This window comes from Pelagimonas varians (assembly GCF_003208435.1).
In the GTDB taxonomy this organism is placed as follows: domain Bacteria; phylum Pseudomonadota; class Alphaproteobacteria; order Rhodobacterales; family Rhodobacteraceae; genus Pelagimonas; species Pelagimonas varians.
This window is the reverse complement of the sequence record NZ_QKMF01000001.1, coordinates 80,276-102,938: the sequence shown is the minus strand read 5'-3', so window position 1 is coordinate 102,938 and position 22,663 is coordinate 80,276. Positions and strand designations below refer to the sequence as shown.

General features: G+C 56.3%; 28 protein-coding genes. 18 read left to right on the top strand and 10 right to left on the bottom strand.

Translation table 11 applies throughout. The features are described from left to right. Positions 1–11 precede the first annotated feature (11 nt). Positions 12–1,265 (bottom strand): MmgE/PrpD family protein, encoded by a 1,254-nt coding sequence (locus C8N36_RS00500; RefSeq protein ID WP_097802899.1) that lies wholly within the window; start codon positions 1,263–1,265, stop codon positions 12–14. Beyond that, the gene (locus C8N36_RS00495) at positions 1,255–1,704 is read right to left on the bottom strand and encodes a type II toxin-antitoxin system RatA family toxin (RefSeq protein ID WP_097802900.1); all 450 of its coding nucleotides are present in this window, start codon (positions 1,702–1,704) and stop codon (positions 1,255–1,257) included. The genes C8N36_RS00500 and C8N36_RS00495 overlap by 11 nt, the downstream gene beginning before the upstream one ends. 119 nt (positions 1,705–1,823) lie before the next feature. Here C8N36_RS00495 and hpt point away from each other — a divergent pair, with 119 nt between their 5' ends. Next, a complete protein-coding gene (gene hpt / locus C8N36_RS00490; protein ID WP_097802901.1) occupies positions 1,824–2,363 on the top strand; it encodes a hypoxanthine phosphoribosyltransferase in 540 nt (179 codons plus the stop codon). A gap of 24 nt (positions 2,364–2,387) precedes the next feature. Here hpt and C8N36_RS00485 read toward each other — a convergent pair whose 3' ends face one another. Continuing rightward, entirely contained in the window at positions 2,388–2,729 is a 342-nt protein-coding gene (locus C8N36_RS00485) for an ArsR/SmtB family transcription factor (RefSeq protein ID WP_245910686.1), read from the bottom strand. A gap of 33 nt (positions 2,730–2,762) precedes the next feature. Here C8N36_RS00485 and C8N36_RS00480 point away from each other — a divergent pair, with 33 nt between their 5' ends. After that, positions 2,763–4,130, top strand: a complete 1,368-nt coding sequence (locus tag C8N36_RS00480; RefSeq protein ID WP_097802902.1) for a pyridoxal phosphate-dependent decarboxylase family protein — start codon at positions 2,763–2,765, stop codon at positions 4,128–4,130. A gap of 10 nt (positions 4,131–4,140) precedes the next feature. Here C8N36_RS00480 and C8N36_RS00475 read toward each other — a convergent pair whose 3' ends face one another. After that, positions 4,141–5,052 (bottom strand): tetratricopeptide repeat protein, encoded by a 912-nt coding sequence (locus C8N36_RS00475; protein WP_097802903.1) that lies wholly within the window; start codon positions 5,050–5,052, stop codon positions 4,141–4,143. Between the two features lie 148 nt (positions 5,053–5,200). On the opposite strand from C8N36_RS00475, the gene C8N36_RS00470 reads away from it, so the two are divergent. Continuing rightward, positions 5,201–5,650 (top strand): c-type cytochrome, encoded by a 450-nt coding sequence (locus tag C8N36_RS00470; RefSeq protein ID WP_097802904.1) that lies wholly within the window; start codon positions 5,201–5,203, stop codon positions 5,648–5,650. 3 nt (positions 5,651–5,653) lie between these two features. Then, positions 5,654–6,538, top strand: coding sequence for a c-type cytochrome (locus tag C8N36_RS00465; protein WP_097802905.1), 885 nt, complete (start codon positions 5,654–5,656; stop codon positions 6,536–6,538). A 77-nt stretch (positions 6,539–6,615) separates the two neighbouring features. Here the strand turns inward: C8N36_RS00465 and lipA are convergent, their stop codons facing one another. After that, on the bottom strand, positions 6,616–7,566 hold the full coding sequence (gene lipA / locus C8N36_RS00460) for a lipoyl synthase (protein WP_097802906.1): 951 nt from the start codon (positions 7,564–7,566) through the stop codon (positions 6,616–6,618). A gap of 274 nt (positions 7,567–7,840) precedes the next feature. Here lipA and C8N36_RS00455 point away from each other — a divergent pair, with 274 nt between their 5' ends. Beyond that, entirely contained in the window at positions 7,841–8,386 is a 546-nt protein-coding gene (locus C8N36_RS00455) for a peroxiredoxin (protein WP_097802907.1), read from the top strand. A 70-nt stretch (positions 8,387–8,456) separates the two neighbouring features. Here the strand turns inward: C8N36_RS00455 and C8N36_RS00450 are convergent, their stop codons facing one another. Next, positions 8,457–9,587 (bottom strand): DUF6456 domain-containing protein, encoded by a 1,131-nt coding sequence (locus C8N36_RS00450; protein ID WP_097803015.1) that lies wholly within the window; start codon positions 9,585–9,587, stop codon positions 8,457–8,459. Between the two features lie 233 nt (positions 9,588–9,820). On the opposite strand from C8N36_RS00450, the gene C8N36_RS00445 reads away from it, so the two are divergent. After that, a complete protein-coding gene (locus tag C8N36_RS00445) occupies positions 9,821–10,108 on the top strand; it encodes a DUF6477 family protein (protein ID WP_097802908.1) in 288 nt (95 codons plus the stop codon). 117 nt (positions 10,109–10,225) lie between these two features. On the opposite strand, the gene C8N36_RS00440 is transcribed toward C8N36_RS00445, so the two are convergent. Continuing rightward, positions 10,226–11,767, bottom strand: coding sequence for a trimethylamine methyltransferase family protein (locus C8N36_RS00440; RefSeq protein WP_097803016.1), 1,542 nt, complete (start codon positions 11,765–11,767; stop codon positions 10,226–10,228). 172 nt (positions 11,768–11,939) lie between these two features. On the opposite strand from C8N36_RS00440, the gene C8N36_RS00435 reads away from it, so the two are divergent. Then, a complete protein-coding gene (locus C8N36_RS00435) occupies positions 11,940–12,614 on the top strand; it encodes a DUF2270 domain-containing protein (protein WP_097802909.1) in 675 nt (224 codons plus the stop codon). A gap of 165 nt (positions 12,615–12,779) precedes the next feature. Here C8N36_RS00435 and C8N36_RS00430 read toward each other — a convergent pair whose 3' ends face one another. After that, positions 12,780–13,319: a dihydrofolate reductase family protein gene (locus tag C8N36_RS00430; RefSeq protein WP_097802910.1), complete on the bottom strand. Its 540-nt coding sequence runs from the start codon at positions 13,317–13,319 to the stop codon at positions 12,780–12,782. A 157-nt stretch (positions 13,320–13,476) separates the two neighbouring features. Between C8N36_RS00430 and C8N36_RS00425 the strand changes: the two genes are divergently transcribed. Both C8N36_RS00425 and C8N36_RS00420 read left to right on the top strand, forming a co-directional pair. Beyond that, complete coding sequence (locus C8N36_RS00425) at positions 13,477–13,866, top strand: carboxymuconolactone decarboxylase family protein (RefSeq protein WP_097802911.1); 390 nt, start codon at positions 13,477–13,479, stop codon at positions 13,864–13,866. A 100-nt stretch (positions 13,867–13,966) separates the two neighbouring features. Then, the gene (locus tag C8N36_RS00420) at positions 13,967–14,356 is read left to right on the top strand and encodes a hypothetical protein (RefSeq protein WP_097802912.1); all 390 of its coding nucleotides are present in this window, start codon (positions 13,967–13,969) and stop codon (positions 14,354–14,356) included. 33 nt (positions 14,357–14,389) lie between these two features. Here the strand turns inward: C8N36_RS00420 and C8N36_RS00415 are convergent, their stop codons facing one another. Continuing rightward, positions 14,390–14,614: a hexameric tyrosine-coordinated heme protein gene (locus C8N36_RS00415; protein WP_097802913.1), complete on the bottom strand. Its 225-nt coding sequence runs from the start codon at positions 14,612–14,614 to the stop codon at positions 14,390–14,392. 146 nt (positions 14,615–14,760) lie between these two features. Between C8N36_RS00415 and C8N36_RS00410 the strand changes: the two genes are divergently transcribed. The 4 genes from C8N36_RS00410 (at position 14,761) to bmt (ending at position 18,773) form a co-directional block, all read left to right on the top strand. After that, entirely contained in the window at positions 14,761–15,285 is a 525-nt protein-coding gene (locus C8N36_RS00410; protein ID WP_170125760.1) for an NUDIX hydrolase, read from the top strand. 51 nt (positions 15,286–15,336) lie between these two features. Then, complete coding sequence (gene guaA, locus C8N36_RS00405) at positions 15,337–16,905, top strand: glutamine-hydrolyzing GMP synthase (RefSeq protein ID WP_097802915.1); 1,569 nt, start codon at positions 15,337–15,339, stop codon at positions 16,903–16,905. Continuing rightward, the gene (locus C8N36_RS00400; RefSeq protein ID WP_097802916.1) at positions 16,896–17,555 is read left to right on the top strand and encodes a YdcF family protein; all 660 of its coding nucleotides are present in this window, start codon (positions 16,896–16,898) and stop codon (positions 17,553–17,555) included. Before guaA ends, C8N36_RS00400 begins: the two co-directional genes overlap by 10 nt. A 204-nt stretch (positions 17,556–17,759) precedes the next feature. Beyond that, positions 17,760–18,773, top strand: coding sequence for a betaine--homocysteine S-methyltransferase (gene bmt / locus C8N36_RS00395; protein ID WP_097802917.1), 1,014 nt, complete (start codon positions 17,760–17,762; stop codon positions 18,771–18,773). Positions 18,774–19,122: 349 nt separating this feature from the next. Here the strand turns inward: bmt and C8N36_RS00385 are convergent, their stop codons facing one another. Then, positions 19,123–20,208, bottom strand: a complete 1,086-nt coding sequence (locus C8N36_RS00385; protein WP_097802919.1) for a PA0069 family radical SAM protein — start codon at positions 20,206–20,208, stop codon at positions 19,123–19,125. A 186-nt stretch (positions 20,209–20,394) separates the two neighbouring features. On the opposite strand from C8N36_RS00385, the gene C8N36_RS00380 reads away from it, so the two are divergent. The 5 genes from C8N36_RS00380 to C8N36_RS00365 all read left to right on the top strand — a co-directional run bounded on the left by C8N36_RS00380 (position 20,395) and on the right by C8N36_RS00365 (position 22,632). Beyond that, a complete protein-coding gene (locus tag C8N36_RS00380) occupies positions 20,395–21,099 on the top strand; it encodes a corrinoid protein (protein WP_097803017.1) in 705 nt (234 codons plus the stop codon). 95 nt (positions 21,100–21,194) lie between these two features. After that, positions 21,195–21,410, top strand: a complete 216-nt coding sequence (locus C8N36_RS00375; protein WP_097802920.1) for a hypothetical protein — start codon at positions 21,195–21,197, stop codon at positions 21,408–21,410. A 2-nt stretch (positions 21,411–21,412) separates the two neighbouring features. Continuing rightward, the gene (locus C8N36_RS00370) at positions 21,413–21,742 is read left to right on the top strand and encodes a YbjQ family protein (protein WP_097802921.1); all 330 of its coding nucleotides are present in this window, start codon (positions 21,413–21,415) and stop codon (positions 21,740–21,742) included. Between the two features lie 91 nt (positions 21,743–21,833). Continuing rightward, a complete protein-coding gene (locus C8N36_RS24040; protein ID WP_170125759.1) occupies positions 21,834–22,007 on the top strand; it encodes a hypothetical protein in 174 nt (57 codons plus the stop codon). Continuing rightward, positions 21,991–22,632, top strand: a complete 642-nt coding sequence (locus tag C8N36_RS00365; RefSeq protein WP_097802922.1) for a DUF1638 domain-containing protein — start codon at positions 21,991–21,993, stop codon at positions 22,630–22,632. Before C8N36_RS24040 ends, C8N36_RS00365 begins: the two co-directional genes overlap by 17 nt. Positions 22,633–22,663 lie beyond the last annotated feature (31 nt).

Here is a 22,663-nt window from a genome sequence, read left to right as displayed (position 1 = left end):
GAAAATCCACGTTAGGCAGCGCCGATCAGAGCCACAATCTGCTGCAGGTTTTCGTTTGCAACCGCATGCCAAAGGGCGTCGTCGCCGGTCAAAGCTTTGGCTTTGGATTTGATTTTCGCGGATCGGGTTTGAACATCTATCGGGCTGTTCAAGTCAAAATAGGCAGCCACACTTTCAGAAGACACAATGGAAATCCGCGATGCGGTTTCAGGGAGACCTGCATCGCCCGTCACGTTGATTTTACTCTGTAGTCCGGCCAACTCGGGATGCGACAGAACCACGTCCTCATAGGTCGACAGCGCCGCAGTATCAAATCCCAACAATGACAAGGCAACCACAGCCCGATAGCTGAATTTCGCCTCAAGACCGGTTTTCGGATCGGGCAGATTGCACACGGTCAACCAACGCGGATGGGTTGCGATGTCTATGCGTTCAATCGCTGCTGGATCGCAGGGTTTCAACGTCTCTACAGCTTCAAGCACCGCATGCAACCCGTGACAACAGGCGTGAAACTTGTGACTGATTTGGGTCATCAACCACCCGTCCGGCTGTGCGCCCGTGCCGTCTGCATGATGCGTCGGCAAAAACCCGTTCTGGCCCGTCAAAGCATCCGGATTTGAGATAAAACCCCGTGACGCCAGCAAAGCCGCCTCAACCCCGTTCGAGGCCGCAATCCCCGCGTTGTAAGGTTTTCCCATCGTTCCGAATTGCGATTTCAACCCCGAAGCGCGGGTGCTGACCAAGCCAATGGCATGTGCCATTTGGCCTTTGGTCAGCCCCAAAAGAACCCCTGCGGCAACTGTCGCCCCAAAGGCTCCGGCCGTGCCGGTTTGATGAAACCCGACCTGATAATGTCCGCGCCCCAGTTCCAACCCGATCCGGATCGAAGCCTCACAACCAGCCAAACAGGCGCGCCAAAATGCATCGAAATCCGCACCTTGTAGCTGCGCCATCGCCAAAGCGGCGGAATTCACGGCAACAGACGGGTGGCCGATATGGGCGAAATGTGTGTCGTCGTAATCCAGCGCATGGCTGGTTGCCCCATTGACCAAAGCCGCCGCACGGGCAGGCACTTGGCCGCCGCCAAACAGCGATGCCTGAGCTGTTCCGCCTTCATCCAATGCCATGGCGCGGGTGATTTGCGCGACAGGTTCAGACCGGCCGGCTATTCCGCAGGCCGCCCAATCCACCAAAGACAAACGCATCATGTCCAGCGCCTCGGGGGGCGGATCGGCCAAAGCCGGGATCAGCCAGTCATGTGTCATAAAGAACCTGCGCCCGTCCCTCAAAAGCCCGGACAATGCGCTGCATGGCCTCGTAAAAGAACAGACCCGCAGCCTTTTGCAAAATCACGTTTTTGAACTCGAAATCCACGTCAAAGGACACGTCGCAACCGCCATCAGGCGCATCAACAAAGCGCCAGTTCGACACCAGATATTTGAACGGTCCATCTAGATATTCGGTTTCAATGCGCATCTCGCCCGGGAACAAACGCACACGGCTGCCGAAACGTTCACGAAACACTTTGAAACTGATCACCAGATCAGCCAGCATTTCGGTGTGATCAGCATGTTGATCGGAGGACCTTATACGGGCCGCAGCCGTCCACGGCAAAAACTTCGGATAGCTCGCCACATCCCCAACAAGGTCATACATTTGTTGGGCGGAGTAAGGCAGGCGTTTTGTCTCGGAATGGGAAGGCATCTTGCTCTCTTGCGACCGGGGCGTTAACGGCTATGCAAAATGCGATCATTGAGCACTTTCTGGCCGTGACTTGTCGGTAAGATGTCGTATTCTAACGCGGAAAATACAAGGGCAAAGCCATGACACAGCGTCCATATGTCGTAGACGAGATGATTTCGGCCAAATCCATCGCCGCGCGGATCGAAGAACTCAGCCGCGAAATCCAAAACGACTTCTCCGAGACGGATAAGCTGGTTGTTGTCGGTCTGCTGCGCGGGTCCTTTGTTTTTATCGCGGATCTGGTGCGCGAATTGGACATGCCGGTCGAGGTGGATTTTCTTGAGGCCTCTTCCTACGGGAACGCAACGGAATCGAGCCGAGAAGTGCGCATTCTCAAAGACTTGCGCGGCCCTATCGAAGGGCGCGACGTGTTGCTGGTCGAAGATATTGTCGATACCGGCCACACGCTGAATCACGTCATTCATCTGTTGGAATCGCGCGGCCCTGCCCGCCTGCGTACCATTGCACTGCTGGATAAACCCAGCCGCCGCGAAGTCGATATTCGTGCCGATTGGATTGGATTTGAAATCCCCGATGAATTTGTTGTCGGCTATGGCATTGATTTTGCGCAGCGAAATCGCAACCTGCCTTTTATCGGCAAGGTCCGTTTCGAAGACTGATCGGGGTTTCACGCTTTGTGGATGTTAACGCGGCGGCCGAAGCGCCGCGTCTTGCAACGCACCGCCGAAGCGCGCCAAACGATCCCGATCCGGCTTATAAAAAATCCAGTTGCCGAATTTCTGCCCCGTGACCAATCCGGCACCGGCCAGTTTTTTCATATGCGCACTGATTGTTGGCTGCGTCAGACCGGTTTTTTCGGTGATTGCCCCGACACAAACCCCGTCTTTGACCAGTTCCCCATCGCGCTGAACCGGAAAATGCGGGCGCGGGTCCAATAACCACAGTAAAATTTGCAGCCGCACAGGACTGGACAGCGCCGCAAAAACCTTGACGCTTGACTCCTGATCTATATCGTCGATTGTCAATATAGAGGTTTTCCTATATAGGTTGTTGACGATATGACTATAGATCCAGATCCCCTGCGCAGCCAAGCCCTAGCCTTTGCTACGGGTGCAGAAAAAGGCGGGAAGTACTTGCAAAACCTGTCGTCGCGGGCGGTTTGTGCCGACAAAGCCAATATTGCCAACCTGCGTTTCCCCTTGCCGGACAATGGGATGCGGCCGGATGACGTGCTGGATTTGATAGAAAGCGCAGGCGCAAACGGTAGCGTTGCCAGCGCCGCTGGCCGCTATTTTGGCTATGTGATTGGAGGCAGCTTGCCTGCCGCCTCTGGTGCGCGGGCGATGCTGAGCGCATGGGATCAATGCGCAAACGCCGACACAGGTCCGTCAGTCGTGGCGATGGAGAGTACGGCCATTGACTGGGTCACCGGCTTGCTGGACCTACCGCCGCAGGTCGAAGGGTGCTTTACCACTGGCGCGACCATGGCGAATCTGACCTTGCTGGCCACCGCGCGGGATCGCCAGTTGGACCGGCTAGGCCACGCGCGCGGCAAAGGGTTGATCGGAGCCCCTGCCCTGAGGGTGGTTGCCAGCGCGGAGATTCATGCCACGGTGCTAAAATCCCTACGCATGATTGGTCTGGGCAGCGACAACATCGAATTTGTTCCAACCGATGCCCAAGGCCGGATGCGCGCCGAACTTTTGCCCGATCTTGACGCCAGTTGTATTGTTTTGACCCAAGCGGGCAATGTCTGCACCGGCGCATCTGACCCGTTCGACCAGATCGCGGGCAAGTGCGAGGCCGCTGGCGCATGGCTACACGTTGACGGGGCCTTTGGCCTTTGGGCGCGTATTAGCGACAAGATTGGGAACAGATTGACCGGACTTGAGCGCGCCGACAGTTGGGTTGTCGATGCCCATAAGACGCTGAACGCGCCTTACGATTCCGGCATTGCCCTGTGCAAACACCCCGAAGAGATGCGCGCCTCGATGGCGATTGGGGCGGGCTATTTGCCTGCGGTTGATCCAACACCTGCGGATTTGGCACCGGAATTCAGCCGCGCGGCCCGCGGAGCGGAAACCTGGGCGGCGCTGCTTTCGTTGGGCCAAACCGGCCTAAAGGACATGGTAAACAGGTTTCACAGCCACGCCTTGGACGTTGCCAAGGGTTTGCGCGCGCTTGGGTTTGAGATTCCACATGATGTGGCATTCAATCAGGTTTTTGCCACCCTGCCCGGGCGCGAAGACGCCTGCGCCGAGATCACCGCGCATGTACAAAACTCGGGCGAGGCGTGGTTTGGCCCCGCCACATGGCAGGGACGCAAAGGGTTTCGGATCAGCGTTTCCAATTGGGCAACCACACCGCAAGACATCGACCGTTTGATCGGCGCGGTGCGGGCCGCTTTGGCAAACACCCAAAGGTAATCGCGGCGCGCTACAGATCCTCAGCCAAAGCTTGGGCTGTGGCGCGCTGTTTGACCGACAGGTTTGACGCCATACCGTCGCATTGGGCGCGGCTGTCATCGTCATCAAACCCCAATGCAAGCGCCTTGAGACAATAGGCATAGCCTTTGACCGGATCACGCCAAACGCCGTCGAATCGCGTGTCGGTTGAAAACTTGGCCAACCACATTGCCGCCTTGGCATTTCCGCGAGTCACCCCGTACAGATACAAGGTATAGGCCCGCAAAGGATCAGCTGCGATGCCTTCGTCGCCCTCATAAAGATACGCCAAATCAGGGATCGAGCGCGTGTCACCTGCGGCCACAGCCCGATCAAGATACAATCGGGTCTGGGTGATATCACGTTCAATTCCCTGACCGTGAAAATAAGCATAACCCACTGCGCGCAAACCGGAATATGACCCCATGTCAGCCGCTCGTCTGTAGTGGATCAGCGCCTTCAGGTCATCTTGCTCAAACCCTTTTCCCGCCGCATACATGTCCCCGATCAAAACCGGCGCATGCACATAACCCAAGGCCGCAGCTTTTTCTGCCAAAACCTGTGATAGATCGTAGTCAGGTTCAAAGCCGTCATGTTCTTCTTGCCAAAACAGCGCCAGATTATAGACAGCCTTGTCGAGATTTTGTGCAGCCGCCTTTTCATACCAATCAAGGCCGGCTGCGGGATCATAATCCAACCCCTTGGTGCCGTCCTGGGTCGTTAAAGCCGCGCCAAGCATGTTTTGGGCGATGGGCTCTCCGGCTTCGGCCTCTTGCTGCACAACCACCCATATCCCCTTGAAATCAAAAGACAAATATCGTTCTCTTGCTTGCGATAATTCGGCTGATATTTCCGCAAAGCCCAAGGTTGGGGCCAAGGCCAGCACGATTGTCAAAAGGCGCATGCCCAACTCCACTTCACTTTAAAATCAACCCAACGTCCCCTAAGCACCCACAATAATGTGAGCGGGTCAAGTGAGGGGATGCAGTATAGGATTGCCACATTGCTCAGCGCTATTATGCTGACAAGTATTGAAGAACAGGGAGATACCAATGAAAAAGACTTTAGCCACCGTAGCAGTTCTCGCCACGCTCGCCACTGGTGCCGTTGCCGAACTGCCTCAGGCCGTCAAAGCCCGTCAGGGGCAATTCAATTTGATGGCGTTGAATTTGGGCATTCTTGGCGGGATGGCCAAAGGCCAGATCGACTACAGTGCCGAGGCCGCACAGGCCGCCGCAGATAATTTGGTTGCGGTTTCGTCAATCCATCAGGCCGCCTTGTGGCCAGAAGGCACAGATAACATGTCAATTGACGGCACCCGCGCACAGCCGGTGATCTGGGAAAACATCGACGATGTGATGGCAAAATGGGGTGCCTTTGGTGAAGCCGCCCTTGCCATGCAAGCGGCAGCCGGAACCGGCAAAGACGCAATTGGTCCCAATATGGGCAAGCTGGGTGGTTCGTGCAAAGGTTGCCACGACACCTATCGCGCACCTCAATAAGCCGTGCGTGGGCTGTTGAAATTACTGGTTGCGGCGGCTGTTGTCAGCGCCGCAACTGGTCTCTGGCTGACAGCCCCAAACCGGGTCGCACCAGAGCGTTTCGCCAATTTAACCGGGGATAGCATCAAGGGGGAACATGTTTTCACCGCGTCGGGCTGTGCGTCCTGCCACCATGTACCGGGGGCGGAAGACAAGCTGACCCTGTCTGGCGGAATGGCCTTTCCATCTGATTTTGGCACGTTTTATGCGCCCAATATATCGCCCGATTCTGAACAAGGGATCGGCGGCTGGACGCTGTTGGAATTGGCAAATGCGGTAACACGCGGTGTGTCGCCCGAAGGCCAGCATTACTACCCCGCATTCCCCTACAATGCGTACAACAAGATGATGGATCAGGACATAGCGGATCTGCACGCCTATCTGCAAACCCTGCCCGCCAGCGCGGTCCCTTCAAAACCGCATGATGTCGGATTTCCGTTCAACATTCGCCGGTCTTTGGGCGGCTGGAAATTCTTGTTTTTCAACGATCAGTGGGTCATCGATGTGCCACCAGAACTGGAACGGGGGCGCTATTTGGCCGAGGCGCAGGCGCATTGCGCCGAATGTCACACACCGCGCAACATTTTGGGCGGGCTAGATACAGGGCGCTGGATGGCAGGTGCCCCGAACCCGTCGGGCAAAGGCAGCATTCCGGCTTTGACACCAAACAAACTGACATGGTCAGCCGAAGACGTTGCCTATTACCTAGAGAGCGGATTCACACCTGACTACGACAGTGTTGGCGGTCATATGGCAGAGGTTGTGGAAAACTTTAGCCATCTGAGCGCAGAAGATCGAACTGCTGTTGCGGCCTATATCAAAGCTCTGCCAGCGCCGGGCACTAAGTAAACTGTTCGTCTCGATACGTTGGGTTGGGGGCTTAGCCCCCTACCCGCTTATTTGGCTCAAGAGCCTGATTTGCACGTTTACGCTTGGCCCAGCTTTTCTTCGCGGGCTTTGCGCAGCCGATCAAAATCATCGCCAGCGTGATAACTGGACCGGGTCAAAGGTGTGGCAGAGACCATCAAGAACCCTTTGCCGAACGCGGCCTTTTCATAAGCTTTGAATTCGTCCGGTGTGACAAAGCGGTCAACGACGTGATGCTTTGGTGTTGGCTGCAAGTATTGGCCAATTGTCAGGAAATCGATGTCGGCGGCGCGCATATCATCCATCACCTGCGTCACGCCCTGACGGTCTTCGCCAAGGCCAACCATGATACCGGATTTGGTGAAAATGGTCGGGTCCAGCTCTTTGACCCTTTGCAACAAGCGCAAGCTGTGGAAATAGCGCGCGCCGGGGCGCACTGTCGGGTACAGACCCGGCACGGTTTCAAGGTTGTGGTTGAACACATCGGGGCGCGCATCCACTACAACTTCCAAAACATCATCGGTGCATTTGAGGAAGTCAGGCGTCAGAATTTCGATTGTTGTGCCGGGGGACCGATGGCGAATCGCCCGAATGGTCTGGGCAAAATGCTCGGCTCCGCCGTCTTTCAGATCATCGCGGTCAACCGAAGTGATCACAACGTGATTGAGACCCAGTTTTTGCACCGCATCAGCCACGCGACCTGGTTCAAACGCATCCAGCGTATCGGGTTTGCCGGTTGCAACGTTACAAAATGTACAGCCGCGGGTACAGATTTCGCCCATGATCATCATGGTCGCATGTCCCTGACTCCAGCATTCGCCCGCATTCGGGCAGCCGGCCTCTTCGCAGACTGTCGACAGGTTGTGTTCGCGTAAAATGCGGCGCGTGGCGTTATATCCTTCGCCGCCGGGCGCTTTGACTCGAATCCAAGACGGCTTCTTGGGTTGGGCATTGTCCGGGCGATGGGCCTTTTCAGGATGCCGCTCGGATGGAATTTTGAGATCACGCACAGTTTTTTCCCCGCGAAGGTTTAACGCTACGTCCTTACTAAGGAATTGCAGGGGGTTTTTCCAGTAGAGCTTTGCTGAGACATCAGCGGCGCATCCCCAATTGTAACGATTTCCCCCTGCACCTAATCCACAATTCGCACCTTTAGTCTTGCGTTCTGCGAATTGCTGCCATGCATCTGAAAAGTCACGTCTTAAATGTGCCAAATGCGCTTGCGACTCGCGGCGGGTCGCGTTAGCTCCAGTTTAGAAACATTCCAAACTGTTAAGGTGCCTTATGAAAGCTGGCTTCACCCTCCCCGACGTGACCTTCCACACCCGCGTTCGCGACGAGTCAATCGAAGGTCCAAATCCCTTCCGTTGGGAAGACAAGACAACTGCCGATTACTTTAAAGGCAAGCGCGTCATCTTGTTCTCGCTGCCCGGTGCCTTCACCCCGACTTGTTCGACATACCAGCTGCCCGGCTTTGAAAAAGGCGCGGCGGATTTCGCCAAGCACGGTATCGATGCGATCTATTGCCTGTCTGTAAACGACAGCTTTGTGATGAACAAATGGGCCGAAAGCCAGAACCTGGAAAACGTCAGCGTTATTCCTGATGGCTCCGGTGAATTCAGCCGCAAGATGGGCATGTTGGTCGCCAAGGACAACTTGGGCTTTGGCATGCGCAGCTGGCGTTACGCCGCGATCATCAACGACGGTGAAGTTGAAGCTTGGTTCGAAGAGCCCGGCCTGTCGGACAACCACGGCGAAGACCCCTATGGCGTATCCAGCCCCGAAAACCTGATGAAGCATCTCGAAGAAAAAGCCGCATCCGCCGCTTGATCTCCGGATTGCCCGACATTCAAAAGGCCCGTCTCACTGACGGGCCTTTTTGGGTTATAATGGGCGTGAATTAGCCGACGAGGTCACCGCCGCGCGCCGATAGCTCTTCGTAGTGACGGCGCAGGCGCTGCAGCGCGATCCGTAAAACAACTTTGCCGGACCGTGCAGACCAACCCAATTGCTTTTCCGCAGTCTCCAATCCTTCCAGATAACAGCAGCAGCGCAAAGCCACATCCCCAAGCCCCGGTCCGAGATCTTTGAGCGCTGCTTGCAAACGGCTTTGGGCCACGTCAGCGCCTTTTTTCTTTGAGCTGTCAGCTGGCGTATCCGAGGTTAAAAACTGATCCCAATTCTGGGCGGCGCGCGGCCCCAGCTGCGCAAGCTCGAAATCTTCGCGCAGACGTTCACCCGCCGCCACCAAAGGATCGGCCAGAAACGGTACACCTTCTTTGTCTTTGCGGCGCGAAAGGGCTGTGAGCGGGCTTTCGGCCAGTAAATAGCGGCCCTTGCGCACACGCGGGTCGCGATCAACCTCATCCAAGGCCGCCTCGGCCTCACGTCCTGAATCAAAGCCCGCTTGCGCCTCTGCAAATCCGCGGACCCGGTTTTCTTGCTCAGCGACCATACGGTTCAAAGCTGCGCGTCCTGCGGCCGTGATACGATAGCGCGATATCCGGCCCGGTGTGTCGCAGGCGATCCAGTCTTTGAGCGCCATGGCTTCGGCAATTTGCACTTCGACCACTGCGGTGCGGGCACTGCCGCCTTCGCCGGTGTCACGCACCACCACAGCCTTGTCCATTTCCGCCGCAACGGCCAAAACGGCCCCGCTTTCACACAGGCGGCGTAAAACGCGGCGGGCTTCGCGCGACAATGTCATCTCATCGGGCGGTGTCGGGAGTGATTGGGCTGCATTCATCGAATTCATGTCCTTTTCGACAAGACGTGCAGCAGCATTGTTGGATGTATCTGTGGCAGCACGCGTCTGACCAAGATGGCGTAACGCGGCATCGACCAAGGGATCATCACGGCGGGTTTCGATCCGGCGCACTTGACGCAATACCGTCGAGGCATGGCAGCCAGCCTGACGTGCAAGTTCGCGGATGGAACACCCTTTTTCCGTGTGCGCAAGATAGACACGCGCCGCATCTGGCACCCACTTAGGAAGCCCCGTACCCGCTGTGTCCAAGATGACTTCGCCCATTTTGCGCATTCCCGTTGTTATCGGCTGTTTTCCACAGATTTATCCCCAGCTGGGGATGTCGCAACCTAGACGTGTGTCTGTTACTGCTAGGTTAACAAAGCCGCACAAATGCCATCATTGTGCCCAAAGTCTAAACGTTCCTAACCCCTGCGAACGCCCAGCCGTTGCGTTGCGCAACACCGCACAACCTGTGCGAAAGTTCAATCAGAATCACATTGGACTGGAGTTCAGAAATGAAAGATATCCTAAGCATTCTCAAAGACCTACGCCGCCCACGCTTGTTGATCCGGGCAGCTCGCATCGGATCTCAAGATTATCGCCGCAACCCGCAATTGCACCGTTTGTTAGGCTACGGCAGCCTTCCACGGTCCGGTGCTGCGTTAATGCGTCTTATGGAAATTGAGGCAGATTTGAACGATCGCCGCAAAGGAGACGATTCGGGCTATTCAGTGAGCCGGCATGTCGAGGTTTTGGTCGCTATGATGGGCGAAGCCCGACTATTGGGCACTGCAAATCCCTAACAGAAAATGCTGTGCGCCCCCCAACTGCCATGGAAAGAGGGCGCAGTATAGATGTACGGGCGCGTTCGATCGGACCGCCCGCTGAAAATCTCCGGCAATAGCCGCCAGACACAAAGCCTAGGTGAAGCTATCCGGCATCGACGCCTTTTTGTCGGCAACGTATTGCGTCAAAGCCTCTGCTATCTCTGGATCCAGCTGTGGTTGCTTGTAGTTGTCCAACAGCTTTTGTACCCGTGCTGTGGCCAAGGCCACCGTGTCGCGCCCGCCTTCTTCGGACCATGTTTCGAAAGGCTTGTAGTCCAGTAGCTCCGTCTTCCAGAAGGCTTCTTTGAAGTTGGCTTGTGTATGCGCGCACCCAAGGTAGTGCCCGCCCGGCCCCACTTCACGGATTGCATCCATAGCTTGGGCGTTTTCGTCAACGGACACGCCCTTGGCCAGCCCGTGCAAGGCCCCGAGCTGATCTGCGTCCATGACAAACTTCTCGAACGATGACACCAGCCCGCCTTCCAGCCAACCGCAGGAATGCAGCATAAAGTTCACGCCCGACAACAAGCCCATGTTCAACGAATTCGCCGTTTCATAGGCTGCCTGCGCATCCGGCAGTTTCGATCCGCAGAACGAACCCGCAGACCGGTAGGGCAATCCCATGCGGCGGGCAAGCTGCCCAGCGCCATAGGTGATCAGCGCAGCCTCGGGTGTACCAAAGGTCGGTGCCCCCGACCCCATGTCGATCGACGACACAAAGGCCCCGAAAATAACCGGAGCGCCGGGGCGCACCAATTGACTGTAGGCAATACCGGCCAGAACTTCGGCCAGAACCTGCGTCAGCGTTCCGGCCACAGAAACCGGAGCCATCGCCCCCCCCACAATGAACGGAGAAATGATGCAGGCCTGGTTGTTCTTGGCATAGACCTCAAGGGCCCCCATCATCACGTCATCAAACTGCATCGGAGAGTTGATGTTGATGAGCGAAGTCATCACGGTATTTTCCTGAACGAATTCCTTGCCGAACAGGATTTCGCACATCTCGACGCAATCCTGGGCGCGTTCGGGCGCAGTGACCGACCCCATGAACGGTTTGTCGGACAGAGTCATATGCGCCAGCAACATATCCAGATGGCGCTTGTTTACGGCCACATCGGTGGGTTCGCACACTGTACCGCCAGAATGGTGCAACCATTTCGACATGTAGCCCAGCTTCACGAATTTTTGGAAATCATCCATCGTGGCATACCGGCGCCCGCCTTCGGCATCGCGGACAAACGGCGGGCCATAGACAGGTGCCAGAACCAAATTCTTGCCCCCGACGACAACCGATTTATTCGGATCGCGGGCATGCTGGGTGTATTGGCTAGGGGCGGTTTCGCACAGCTTGCGGGCCAATCCGCGCGGGATACGCACCCGTTCACCCTGAACATCTGCGCCAGCATCGCGCCAGCGCTGCAAAGCGGCAGGGTTATCTACAAAGTTCACCCCGATTTCTTCCAGAACAGTTTCGGCGTTTTGCTCGATGATATCCAGCGCATCTTCGGTCAACACCTCATAGTTCGGGATGTTGCGTTCGATGTATTTGGCGGTTTCGATGCTGACTGCGGTGCGCTCTGCCCTGCGGGCTGCGCCGCCACCGCCACGAGTTCTTTTGCGCGCTGGTTCTGCCATGGGTTCGTATCCGTCCTGATATTCGCTTGGGCTTTTCATATCCCATGCCCAGCGCCCCCCGCTGCAAGTTAACGGCACCCCACACGCAAAAGCGACATTTGCCGCGTCAAAGCGGCCTTTGACGATGTCGGGACGCTGGGCCAGGATAGCCCTTCCTGAGGAGGAGATAGGTATGGACGACAAGAAGCGCAGCACGCTGACCCCGGCCGAGCTTGGCGCCGTGGCACATTTGTATCGTGGCGAGGTGTATCGCAGCACCATCTGGCGCACCCGTCTTGATACCACCACCAATTGGGCTGTGGTCACGTTGGGTGTGGCGCTGTCCATCAGCTTTGCCTCTCCTGATGCGTCTCCATTGCCTTTGGTGCTGGTTGGGGTGCTGATCATCTTGTTCTTGATGCTTGAGGCCCGTCGCTATCGGTATTTCAACGTTTGGCGTGCGCGTGCCCGCTGGCTGGAAACGCATTTCTATGCGCCCATGCTGTATGACGGCGATCTCCACCTTGAAGAGGATTGGCAAAAGGTGTTGGCCGACGACTATATGAAGCCGACTTACCATGTGTCGATCATGACGGCGATTGGCAGGCGCATCCGGCGCAACTATCTTTGGATATTGGTTATTCAGTCCCTCGCCTTTGCGGGCAAACTGACTGTGCACCCCACCGCCGCCACAAGTTTCGACGAGGCCGCCCAGCGCGCCGACATTGGACCAATCCCCGGCGAAGCTGTCATGATTGTCGGTCTGATATACTTGGTGACATGGGCTGGCATCGCCTATTGGTCCTGGAACGAAGACATTGAACGCGGCAAAAAGCGCGGCGCGTCCAAAGCCGAGAGTATGGGCTAGCCGCTTATGGCGGGCCATGGATGATGGTTACCCTGCCTATCCGCCTATCCGCCTATCCGCCTATCCGCCTATCCGCCTATCCGCCTATCCGCCTATCCGCCTATCCGCCTATCCGCCTATCCGCCTATCCGCCGTTTTGTGCGGGGGCCTTTTGGCAGACAAGTCCTATTTGTCACGCCTGCGCACATAGTGCCGCTTGGTGATCTGCCCCAACAACACCTCTACACCGATATGTTCAAATTCAAGCGGCGCAACCAAGCCCCCGAACAACCGGTCACCGCCCCCAAGCAAGACCGGCAGCTCGGACAGGATCATCTCATCAATCTTGTCAGCCTGAAGGAACCCCTGAATGGTTTTACCGCCGTCTATGTAAAGCGTTTCATGTCCCAACTCGCCCGCTTGCGCGATGATCTGTTCGGGCGTGCCGCTGATGATCTGAACCTTGTCTTCAAAGCCCGCAGGGATCTGCGTCAAAGACCTGCTGAGTATCAGACCGGGGACCGGATACGGCCAACCGACGTCAAAACCGACAACGCTCTCGAATGTGACCCTCCCCATAACCACAACATCCACGCGTGACATAAACGCGGCAAAGCCCAAGTCGTCGTCATCGGGGTTCGGCACCATCGACAACCAGTCCAGATTTCCATCCGGCGCAGAGATATACCCGTCCAAACTGGTCGCGATGTAAACAATGTTGGTCATCAGCCTATCCTTGATCTGCCCATTCTGCAGGCTTGCGCAGGTAGAGTGCTATGCAGTGCCCTCTTATAGAATACCAAACACCTTTTCTGCGGCTGCGTCTTGATCTTTTCCGCGCATTCGCCATCTCTAAACTTCTAATTTGCATGGGATATTTCAAATGACCAATACCACAGAAACCGGCCGTATCTTGTCAGAGCAGCTCAACCCCGGAATGGAAAACGCATTGAACGCGCGCTATGGCCATCTGCTGCCCGGAATGGCCGAAGGCATTGTGGACTTTGCCTATGGCCGCCAATATGCCCGCCCCGGTCTGCCCCTGCGTGATCGCTATCTGGCGACCATTGCCGCCTTGACTGCTTTGGGCGGACAAACCGCTCCCCAGCTCAAGGTCAATATCGCAGGCGGGCTCAAGGCGGGGCTGACCCAAGAAGAAATCGCCGAAGCCATTTGGCAAATGTCGCTTTATGGCGGCATGCCCGCAGCAATCAACGCGCTAAACGCTGCCCTTGAAGTGTTTGACGCGCAGAGCAAACCGCCCGCTGAGTAAGGTATACCTTCGGTAGGGCAAGCCAGACTATAAAAGTATCCTGAGGTCTATAGGGTCAGGGGCAGACACACGCCCCTTTCCCAACCCAGAAAGTCCTGCCATGTCCCTGTTTTTCAAAACCGCCGCCCTCGCCTGTGCCGCAATGATGATGTGCAGCGAAGCACATGCCGCCAAACGCACCCCGATCAGCCGCAGCGAAGCCAATTCAAACCTGTTTTTGTGCAGCCAGACCCCGGACACCTTCACCATCGAAACCAACAGTTCCATCGGATGCTGTTTTGAAGATCCGGCGAGCGACATAACCTATTGTACGATGTGCAACAAAGAGACCAAGGATTGCGCCGAATATGAAGCGCGCGATGTCTCGCCTCGCGCCATGCGCAAACAGATCGCCCAAGATCCCGGCACTGTTATCGCGCCGCCGCCATCGACACGCCCGCGACCCAAGCAAAGCACCGCTCCGGCCACTGGCCTGCTTGTAAAACCCTAAAAGATTGGCGCGTTGCCCGCTCGGGGTCTTCGATTAGTCACGCCAGAAATTATTGGCCTGCGCCACTGTCTGAAAATTGGTCGCAACAACATGTGACACCTGTGTCAGGCTATCGGCACTATTGGCATAGTCGGGCCGCATCGCACCGCGCGCCGCATCATCCGGCTGGGTCTTTTTCACGGCCATACGTGACAGTTTGATAGCCAGATCATACCCTTCTTCGGGGGTTTTGGTGATCAAAGTGGGGAGCCACGACATAGGACATTCCTTTTACAAGCCATACGGTCAAATCACCCTTAGGCTTGTTTTCTTATGCCCCGTTGTCAATGAGGCGTTTGCACGCCAAACATGTGCACAAGCCGAACATCGACACATGGCAAACCGGCCCAACAAGGAAACAGCACATGCCACATGATCAGTCTTGCGGATCGGGTTGCGGATGCGGCGGCGGACATGACCACGGTCCCCGCCCCGATGTTGCACAAATCCCGCCGCCTTGGCGCCCGCGTCAACAGGTGCGCGCACTGACCATCGCGATCTTTCGGCGCGGCGACTATGTCCTTGCTGGTCCGGTCCATGACGATAACGCACAGATCAAAGGCTGGCGCCCCCTTGGCGGCGGGATCGAATTCGGCGAACACGCCAGTGACGCGTTGATCCGCGAGCTGCGCGAAGAAACTGGTCAGGAAATTTGCGACCTGCAGCAGATTGGCGTGATGGAAAACCTATTCACCCACCATGGCCACACCGGTCATGAGATCGCGCTGATCTTCGAAGCCCGCTTTGTCAACGCTGACATCTACGCAGCCGACCAGCTGTCTTTTGCCGAACAAGACGGCATCGAAATGCACGCGAAATGGATCTCATTGGCCAAAGCACGTGCTGGCCGCGTCGCCCTTTACCCTGACGGATTGGCAGATTTGCTCTAAACACGTCCAAAAGGCTTGCACATAGCCCGCGCGCGGACTATCCGCGAGGCCATGAACAGCACCCAGCATGACCGCCTTTTGATCATCGACTTTGGCTCTCAGGTGACGCAATTGATTGCGCGCCGCCTGCGTGAGTTGAACGTCTATTGCGAAATCCACCCCTATCAGGCCGTGACCATCGACATGGTCAAACAGATGGCGCCGCGTGCGATCATCTTGTCCGGTGGACCTGATAGTGTGACCCGTGAGGGAAGCCCCCGCGCGCCGCAGGAAATCTTTGACCTTGGCCTGCCGATCCTTGGCATCTGCTATGGTCAACAGACCATGATGCAGCAGCTGGGCGGCACCGTCACCAGCGGCCATGGCACCGCCGAATTTGGCCGCGCCTATGTCACGCCTTCGGTCAAGTCCCTGCCTTTGCTAGATGGCTGGTTTACAGATGATACCGACCGCGAACAGGTCTGGATGAGCCACGGCGACCATGTCAGCCAGTTGGCCCCCGGTTTTGAGGTCTATGGCACCTCACCCAACGCGCCCTATGCGATCACTGCAGATGTGTCGCGCAATTTCTATGCCGTGCAGTTCCACCCCGAAGTGCACCACACCCCCAACGGCGCAAAGTTCTATGAGAACTTTGTCAAACTGGCCGGCTTTTCCGGCGATTGGACCATGGGTGCCTACCGCGAAGAAATGATCGGCAAGATCCGCGCCCAGGTTGGCGACAAACAGGTGATCTGTGGCTTGTCCGGCGGCGTCGACAGTTCGGTCACGGCGATTCTGTTGCACGAAGCCATTGGCGATCAGCTGACCTGTGTGTTTGTCGATCACGGATTGCTGCGCAAGAACGAAGCCACCGAAGTGGTCGCCATGTTCCGCGACAACTATAACATCAAGCTGATTCACGCCGACGAAAGCGATCTGTTCTTGGGTGAATTGGACGGTCAATCTGATCCGGAAACCAAGCGCAAGATCATCGGCAAGCTGTTCATCGACGTGTTCCAGAAGCATGCCGACACCATCGACGGGGCCGAATTCCTGGCCCAAGGTACGCTCTACCCCGATGTGATTGAATCGGTATCCTTCTCTGGCGGCCCTTCGGTGACAATCAAATCGCACCACAACGTTGGCGGCCTACCCGAGAAAATGGGGCTAAAACTGGTTGAACCCCTGCGTGAGCTTTTCAAGGACGAGGTCCGCGCCTTGGGTCTGGAACTGGGCCTGCCGACCAGCTTTATCGGCCGTCACCCCTTTCCCGGACCCGGCCTTGCCATTCGTTGCCCCGGTGAAATCACCCGCGAAAAGCTTGAGATCTTGCGCGAAGCAGACGCCGTGTTCATCGACCAAATCCGCAAACACGGTCTGTATGACGACATCTGGCAAGCCTTTGTCGCCATCCTGCCTGTGCGCACCGTTGGCGTCATGGGCGATGGCCGCACCTACGACTTCGCATGCGCCCTGCGCGCTGTGACATCGGTCGATGGTATGACTGCGGACTACTATCCATTTACCCACGACTTCCTTGGTGAAACCGCAACGCGGATCATAAACGAGGTCAAGGGCATCAACCGCTGTACCTATGACATCACCTCCAAGCCTCCGGGCACGATTGAATGGGAATAATCAAACTACTTCTCAGGCTGGGCCTATTCGGGTCCGGCCTTTTTCTTGCTACATTGACTATTGTTGTCGTGTCGTCCCGTGCAAACATCTGGCCTTCTGGGACCGATCTAGCGCCCACTGATGTTATTGTGTGTTTAGGCGGTGGAATTTCCTATACAACCGGAAAACTGCAGCCGATGGTCACACAACGGGCCACAACGTGCGCAAGGCTCTATCTATCGGGGAAAGCTAAGACTATTGTTTTCACGGGGGCTGGCATTTCGGAAAACTTGCCGTCTGCTGCAGCCTTGATGGCTCGGCATGCAATCGACCTTGGTGTCCCCGATACCGCAATTTTCGTTGAACCCGAGGCCAGATCGACGCTCCAAAATGCGCTCTTCTCATTGCCACAAATTCCCGAAGGCAGTTCTGTGCGTGTTGTCACCGACAGTTTTCACCTGCCCAGAAGTTGGATATCTTTCTACTGGGCCGGGTACTCTGACCTCACCGTATTCCCGAGCCAGCATGTAAAAGGACGCAGAAAGTGGGGGCCCAACTCCAAAACTATCTTGCGAGAGGCTGGGGCGTATTGGTTCAATCTGGCCAGAATACCGGTCTATTCAATGGCCCTGTTCTTTCACGTCCCGAATGCAGAACGTGTTTTAGACTAAGAGGCCTTGTGGCAGTTTGCCTTTGGGCGCATCAAATTCGGACACAAGCACTGGATTGGTCGGACATGCCAACCGGTATTCAGAACAGCTATGAAATCATTGGCCGACAATAGCCGCCAAATTCATAACCATCTTGCAGATTATGAATTTGCTTATAAGTGCGGGATGTGAAAAACCGCGCCCAAACCTATAAAGGCAGACCCCATGACCAATGCTCTCTCCCGCGCTCTGGAAACCCGTGATTGGCTGTTGGCCGATGGGGCCACGGGCACCAATTTGTTCAACATGGGCCTTCAGTCCGGTGACGCGCCTGAGTTCTGGAACGAAACTGAACAAGACAAGATCCGCGCGCTGTATCGCGGCGCTGTAGATGCGGGTTCAGATTTGTTTTTGACCAATTCCTTTGGCGCCAATGCGTCACGCCTCAAACTGCATGACGCCGGTCACCGCGCCTATGAACTGTCAAAACTGGCAGCTGAACTGGGCCGCGAAGTTGCCGATGCCGCAAACCGCGAAATCATCGTTGCCGGCTCTGTCGGACCAACGGGCGAAATCATGGGAGAAGCCGGATCGCTGAGCCACGAGAGCGCCGTTGAGATGTTCGAAGAAACCGCCAAGGGCCTGATGGACGGCGGTGCAGATGTGGTTTGGGTTGAAACGATTTCTGCCCCCGAAGAATTCCGCGCCGCTGCCGAAGCCTTTGCCAATGTCGGTGCCCCTTGGTGCGGCACCATGAGCTTTGACACCGCAGGCCGGACCATGATGGGTCTGACCTCGGCGCAGATGGTTCAACTGGTGGACAGCCTGCCCAACACGCCGATCGCTTTTGGGGCCAACTGCGGCGTCGGCGCATCGGATTTGCTGCGCACCATCAAGGGTTTTGTGGCTCAGGGTACGCAAACCCCGATCATTGCCAAAGGCAACGCAGGCATTCCAAAGTACCACGACGGCCACATACACTATGACGGCACACCCGAACTGATGGGTGAATATGCGGTTCTGGCACGCAACGCAGGGGCCAAGATCATTGGCGGCTGCTGTGGCACCATGCCGAACCACTTGCGGGCCATGCGCGAAGCCTTGGAAAACACTCCAAAGGGTGACAGCCCGACGCTGGAACTGATCACTGAAAAGATGGGTGGTTTTAGTTCGGAAAGTGACGGAACCGACGCCGGTGGTGCGGCCCCGAGCCGAAAGAACAAACGCCGCCGCGGCTGAACAGCATTAAGCGAGTGTTAACTGAAATGCGGGCAGGCTTCGGGCATGGCTCGTATACCGTTCACTCAAAGACCTGAGGATTGGATGCACTCTGTCTTCTCTGCCCGTGCAGCGGCAGAGGGTGGAATAGTGCGTCGTCAATCTCGGGATATCGACAGGATAGTTGGACGTGACAGGTTCTTGGCAGAAGTACACAAACGCGGCTTTCACGCCGTCGAAAACGCCGGGCAAACTGTCATCTTTTGCAACAACCACCCGGTCCGGATTCTACGCTAGATCGTGGCAGGCGGGACCCAAATTCCATCAATGGAATTTGCAAATTCCGTCAACGGAATTTGGGGCGCATTCCCTAAAACAGACTCATCTGATCACCGGTGCGCAGCGGCGGTTGAAACAAATCGCATCGCAAAGCCGCGGTTTCTTGCGCCAAACCCAAGGCGCGAACCGCTCTGCGGAATCGCTGCGCCATCATATCGGCGTATACACCTTGGCCACGCATCCGTTTGTGCCAGTCGGCCGAATAGGCTTCGCCGCCGTGCATGTCGCGCAGATGACCCATGATACGCCCTGCCCTATCCGGATAATGCACCTTCAGCCAGTCTTGCCACAAAGGTGCCACCTCCAGCGGCAAGCGCAGCATAATCCAGCTGGCCGCATCGGCCCCGGCATCGCGGCCCGCCGCCAAAATCGCCTCAAGTTCGGGATCAGTCAGCGCTGGCACCATCGGAGCGGCCATAACGCGCACGGGAATGCCAGCATCCGTCAGCCGGCGGATCATCTGCATTCGGCGGACCGGCGCAGGCGCGCGCGGCTCCATCTTGCGGCTCAGCCTCGCGTCCAATGTGGTTACCGAAACCCCAACCCGCGCCAGCCCCTGCGCCGCCATATCGCTCAGGATATCTATGTCGCGTTCGATCAGCGTGCCCTTGGTGACAATCGCCACCGGATGGCGAAAATCGCGCAACACCTCAAGACAGGCGCGCATGATGCCGCGATCACGTTCAATCGGCTGATAGGGATCCGTGTTGGTGCCAATCGCCAATGGTGCAACACTGTAGCGCTTGGACCGCAATTCGCGCTCCAGAACACTGGGGGCATCAGGCCGCGTGATCAGTTTGGTTTCGAAATCAAGACCGGGCGACAGTCCCAGATAGGCATGTGTCGGGCGGGCAAAGCAATAGATACATCCGTGTTCGCATCCCCTGTACGGGTTCAAGGTCCGGTCAAACGGCAAATCCGGAGAGCGCACGTAATTGATGACACTGCGCGGACGCTCTTCGCGGATCTCGGTGCGGATCACCGGCAAGTCTTCTGGAATGTCCCAGCCATCCCCCTCGTCCACCTTGGAGAACCGCTCAAAACGACCGCAATCACGGCTCAGCGCCGCGCGGCCTTTGCGGCGATCGGGATCAACAGGGCGCAAGGGATCAGACATACCACACGTTAGAACATAATAAGAACACACACAAGAAACCGTCGTTTTAAAACCCGATCAAAGCACCAAAGTCGTTGCCAGAGTGCCCAATGTCGCAATCTGGCATTTGACCGAAGGTAAAAATGAAGAATAGTCGCGTAAGAACACGTGCAGCCGCGACCTGCCAGCATGAAGGAAACGCCCCCAATGTCCGACGAAGAAGACGACATCATCCTGTCCGAACTCAACGACGAAGAACTTGTTCAACAGATGTTCGACGACCTCTATGACGGTCTCAAAGAAGAGATCGAAGAGGCCGTCAATATCTTGCTGGAACGCAAGTGGGAACCTTACCGCATCCTGACCGAAGCCCTTGTCGGTGGCATGACAATCGTCGGTGCCGATTTCCGCGATGGCATCTTGTTCGTCCCCGAAGTTCTGTTGGCCGCCAATGCGATGAAGGGCGGCATGTTCATCCTCAAGCCGCTATTGGCGGAAACCGGCGCGCCGCGTATGGGAAAAATGGTGATTGGCACGGTCAAAGGCGACATCCACGACATTGGCAAAAATCTAGTGTCGATGATGATGGAAGGCGCGGGCTTTGAAGTTGTCGATCTGGGCATCAACAACGCCGTTGACGCGTATATCGACGCGATCAAGGCCGAAGAGGCCGACATTCTGGGCATGTCGGCCCTGCTAACCACCACCATGCCCTATATGAAGGTGGTAATCGACACGATGGTCGAAATGGGCATCCGCGATGACTACGTCGTCTTGGTTGGCGGCGCTCCTTTGAACGAAGAGTTCGGCAAAGCCATCGGCGCGGATTCCTATTGTCGCGACGCCGCGGTCGCGGTTGAAACCGCCAAAGAATACATGGCGCGCAAGCACAACCAATTGGCGGCCGGTTAAATCCCGCAGCCCATGGCAAACGATCAGACCCTGGCACATCGCCGGGGTCTTTTTTTATCTCATAACCGCCCTATGTTTAAGTAAGGGAGAGCCGGATGAAACTAGATAGATTTGTACTGATTGTTGTGTGTTGTCTGGCTGGCGCAGTCGCCACCTTTTGGATCACCACGTTGATCCTTGCGGCAATATCCATTCCCTTTGCCTGGCTTGCCTTGATCCCCGCCGCCATCGCAGCCTATGTCGTTTATCGCGTCATCCAAGACCGGCTTAACAGCGAAGACGACGACCACTACGACAAAATGGAGTATTGAGTGTGCTGATTGTGACCACTGAACACGTTGCCGGTTATGAAACTGTTGAGACCCTTGGTATGGTACGCGGTGCAACTGTGCGCGCCAAACACGTTGGCACCGATATCGTTGCTGCGCTCAAATCCATCGTCGGAGGCGAGTTGAGCGGGTATTCATCCCTGATGGCAGGTGCGCGCGAACAGGCGCTGGACCGAATGATCGCGGATGCCGACGCCATGGGGGCCGACGCGATTGTCTGCATGCGTCTTCAAACATCGACCATTACCCGCGGTGCCTCGGAAATTGTCGCCTATGGAACCGCCATCAAGTTGAAGCGGAAATCTGGTCTCTAGGCGGAGGAACGCCTCGGAAACAAACTGGGCGTGAAAACGTGCTTTTTCTTTAGATCTATCTGTTACATACTCGCCTCAAGAGGAATCGAAAATGCCTGTAACATCCTTTGCGCTACTACTTGTCTCCGTCATCGCTGCCGCTGCAGTGACCGTTATGGCCGTTTCAGCTTGGGGTGTGGTGAATGTTCTGCCGGTCCTTTTGATTGTTGCGCTGCTGGCCCGCTGGGGTCTGGCGCATGTCCCCTTCGATGACTCACACAGCTGACGACGCCACACTGGCGACCACTGGCTTGGCCCCTGACGGCGACGGGCAAATTTTGCTTTTGGCCTGCGGGGCATTGGCCCGCGAAATCCTTGATATCAAAGCCCGCAACGGGTGGGATCACCTGGATCTGACCTGCCTGCCCGCAATTTTACACGTCCATCCCGAGCGTATCACCGATGCGGTGCGCGATGCAGTTGCGAAACACAAAGATCAATACGCCAAAATCTATGTCGTCTATGCCGATTGCGGCACCGGTGGGTTGCTACAAGCTGCCTGCGCCGAGCTTGGCGTTGAAATGGTCCAAGGTCCGCATTGCTATGCCTTCTTTGACGGGGTGCAAGCCTTTGAAGACAGGGGCGAAGTGACGTCCTTCTTTTTGACGGATTTTTTGGTACGCCAGTTCGACAGCTTCGTTTGGAAGCCCTTGGGCCTTGATCGGCATCCGGAGCTTTTGTCCATGTATTTCGGAAATTACGAAGCCTTGGTTTATCTGGCTCAAACACATGATCCGGCTCTGGTGGAAATGGCCCGTGCCCATGCTGAGCGCATGGGCCTGCGCTTTGAACATCGCCAGACAGGCTACGGTGATCTAGAAACAACGCTTGAGGGCTGGGCCGCCCCATAGGTCCAAATGCCCAAGTTTACGGCCCTGTTTT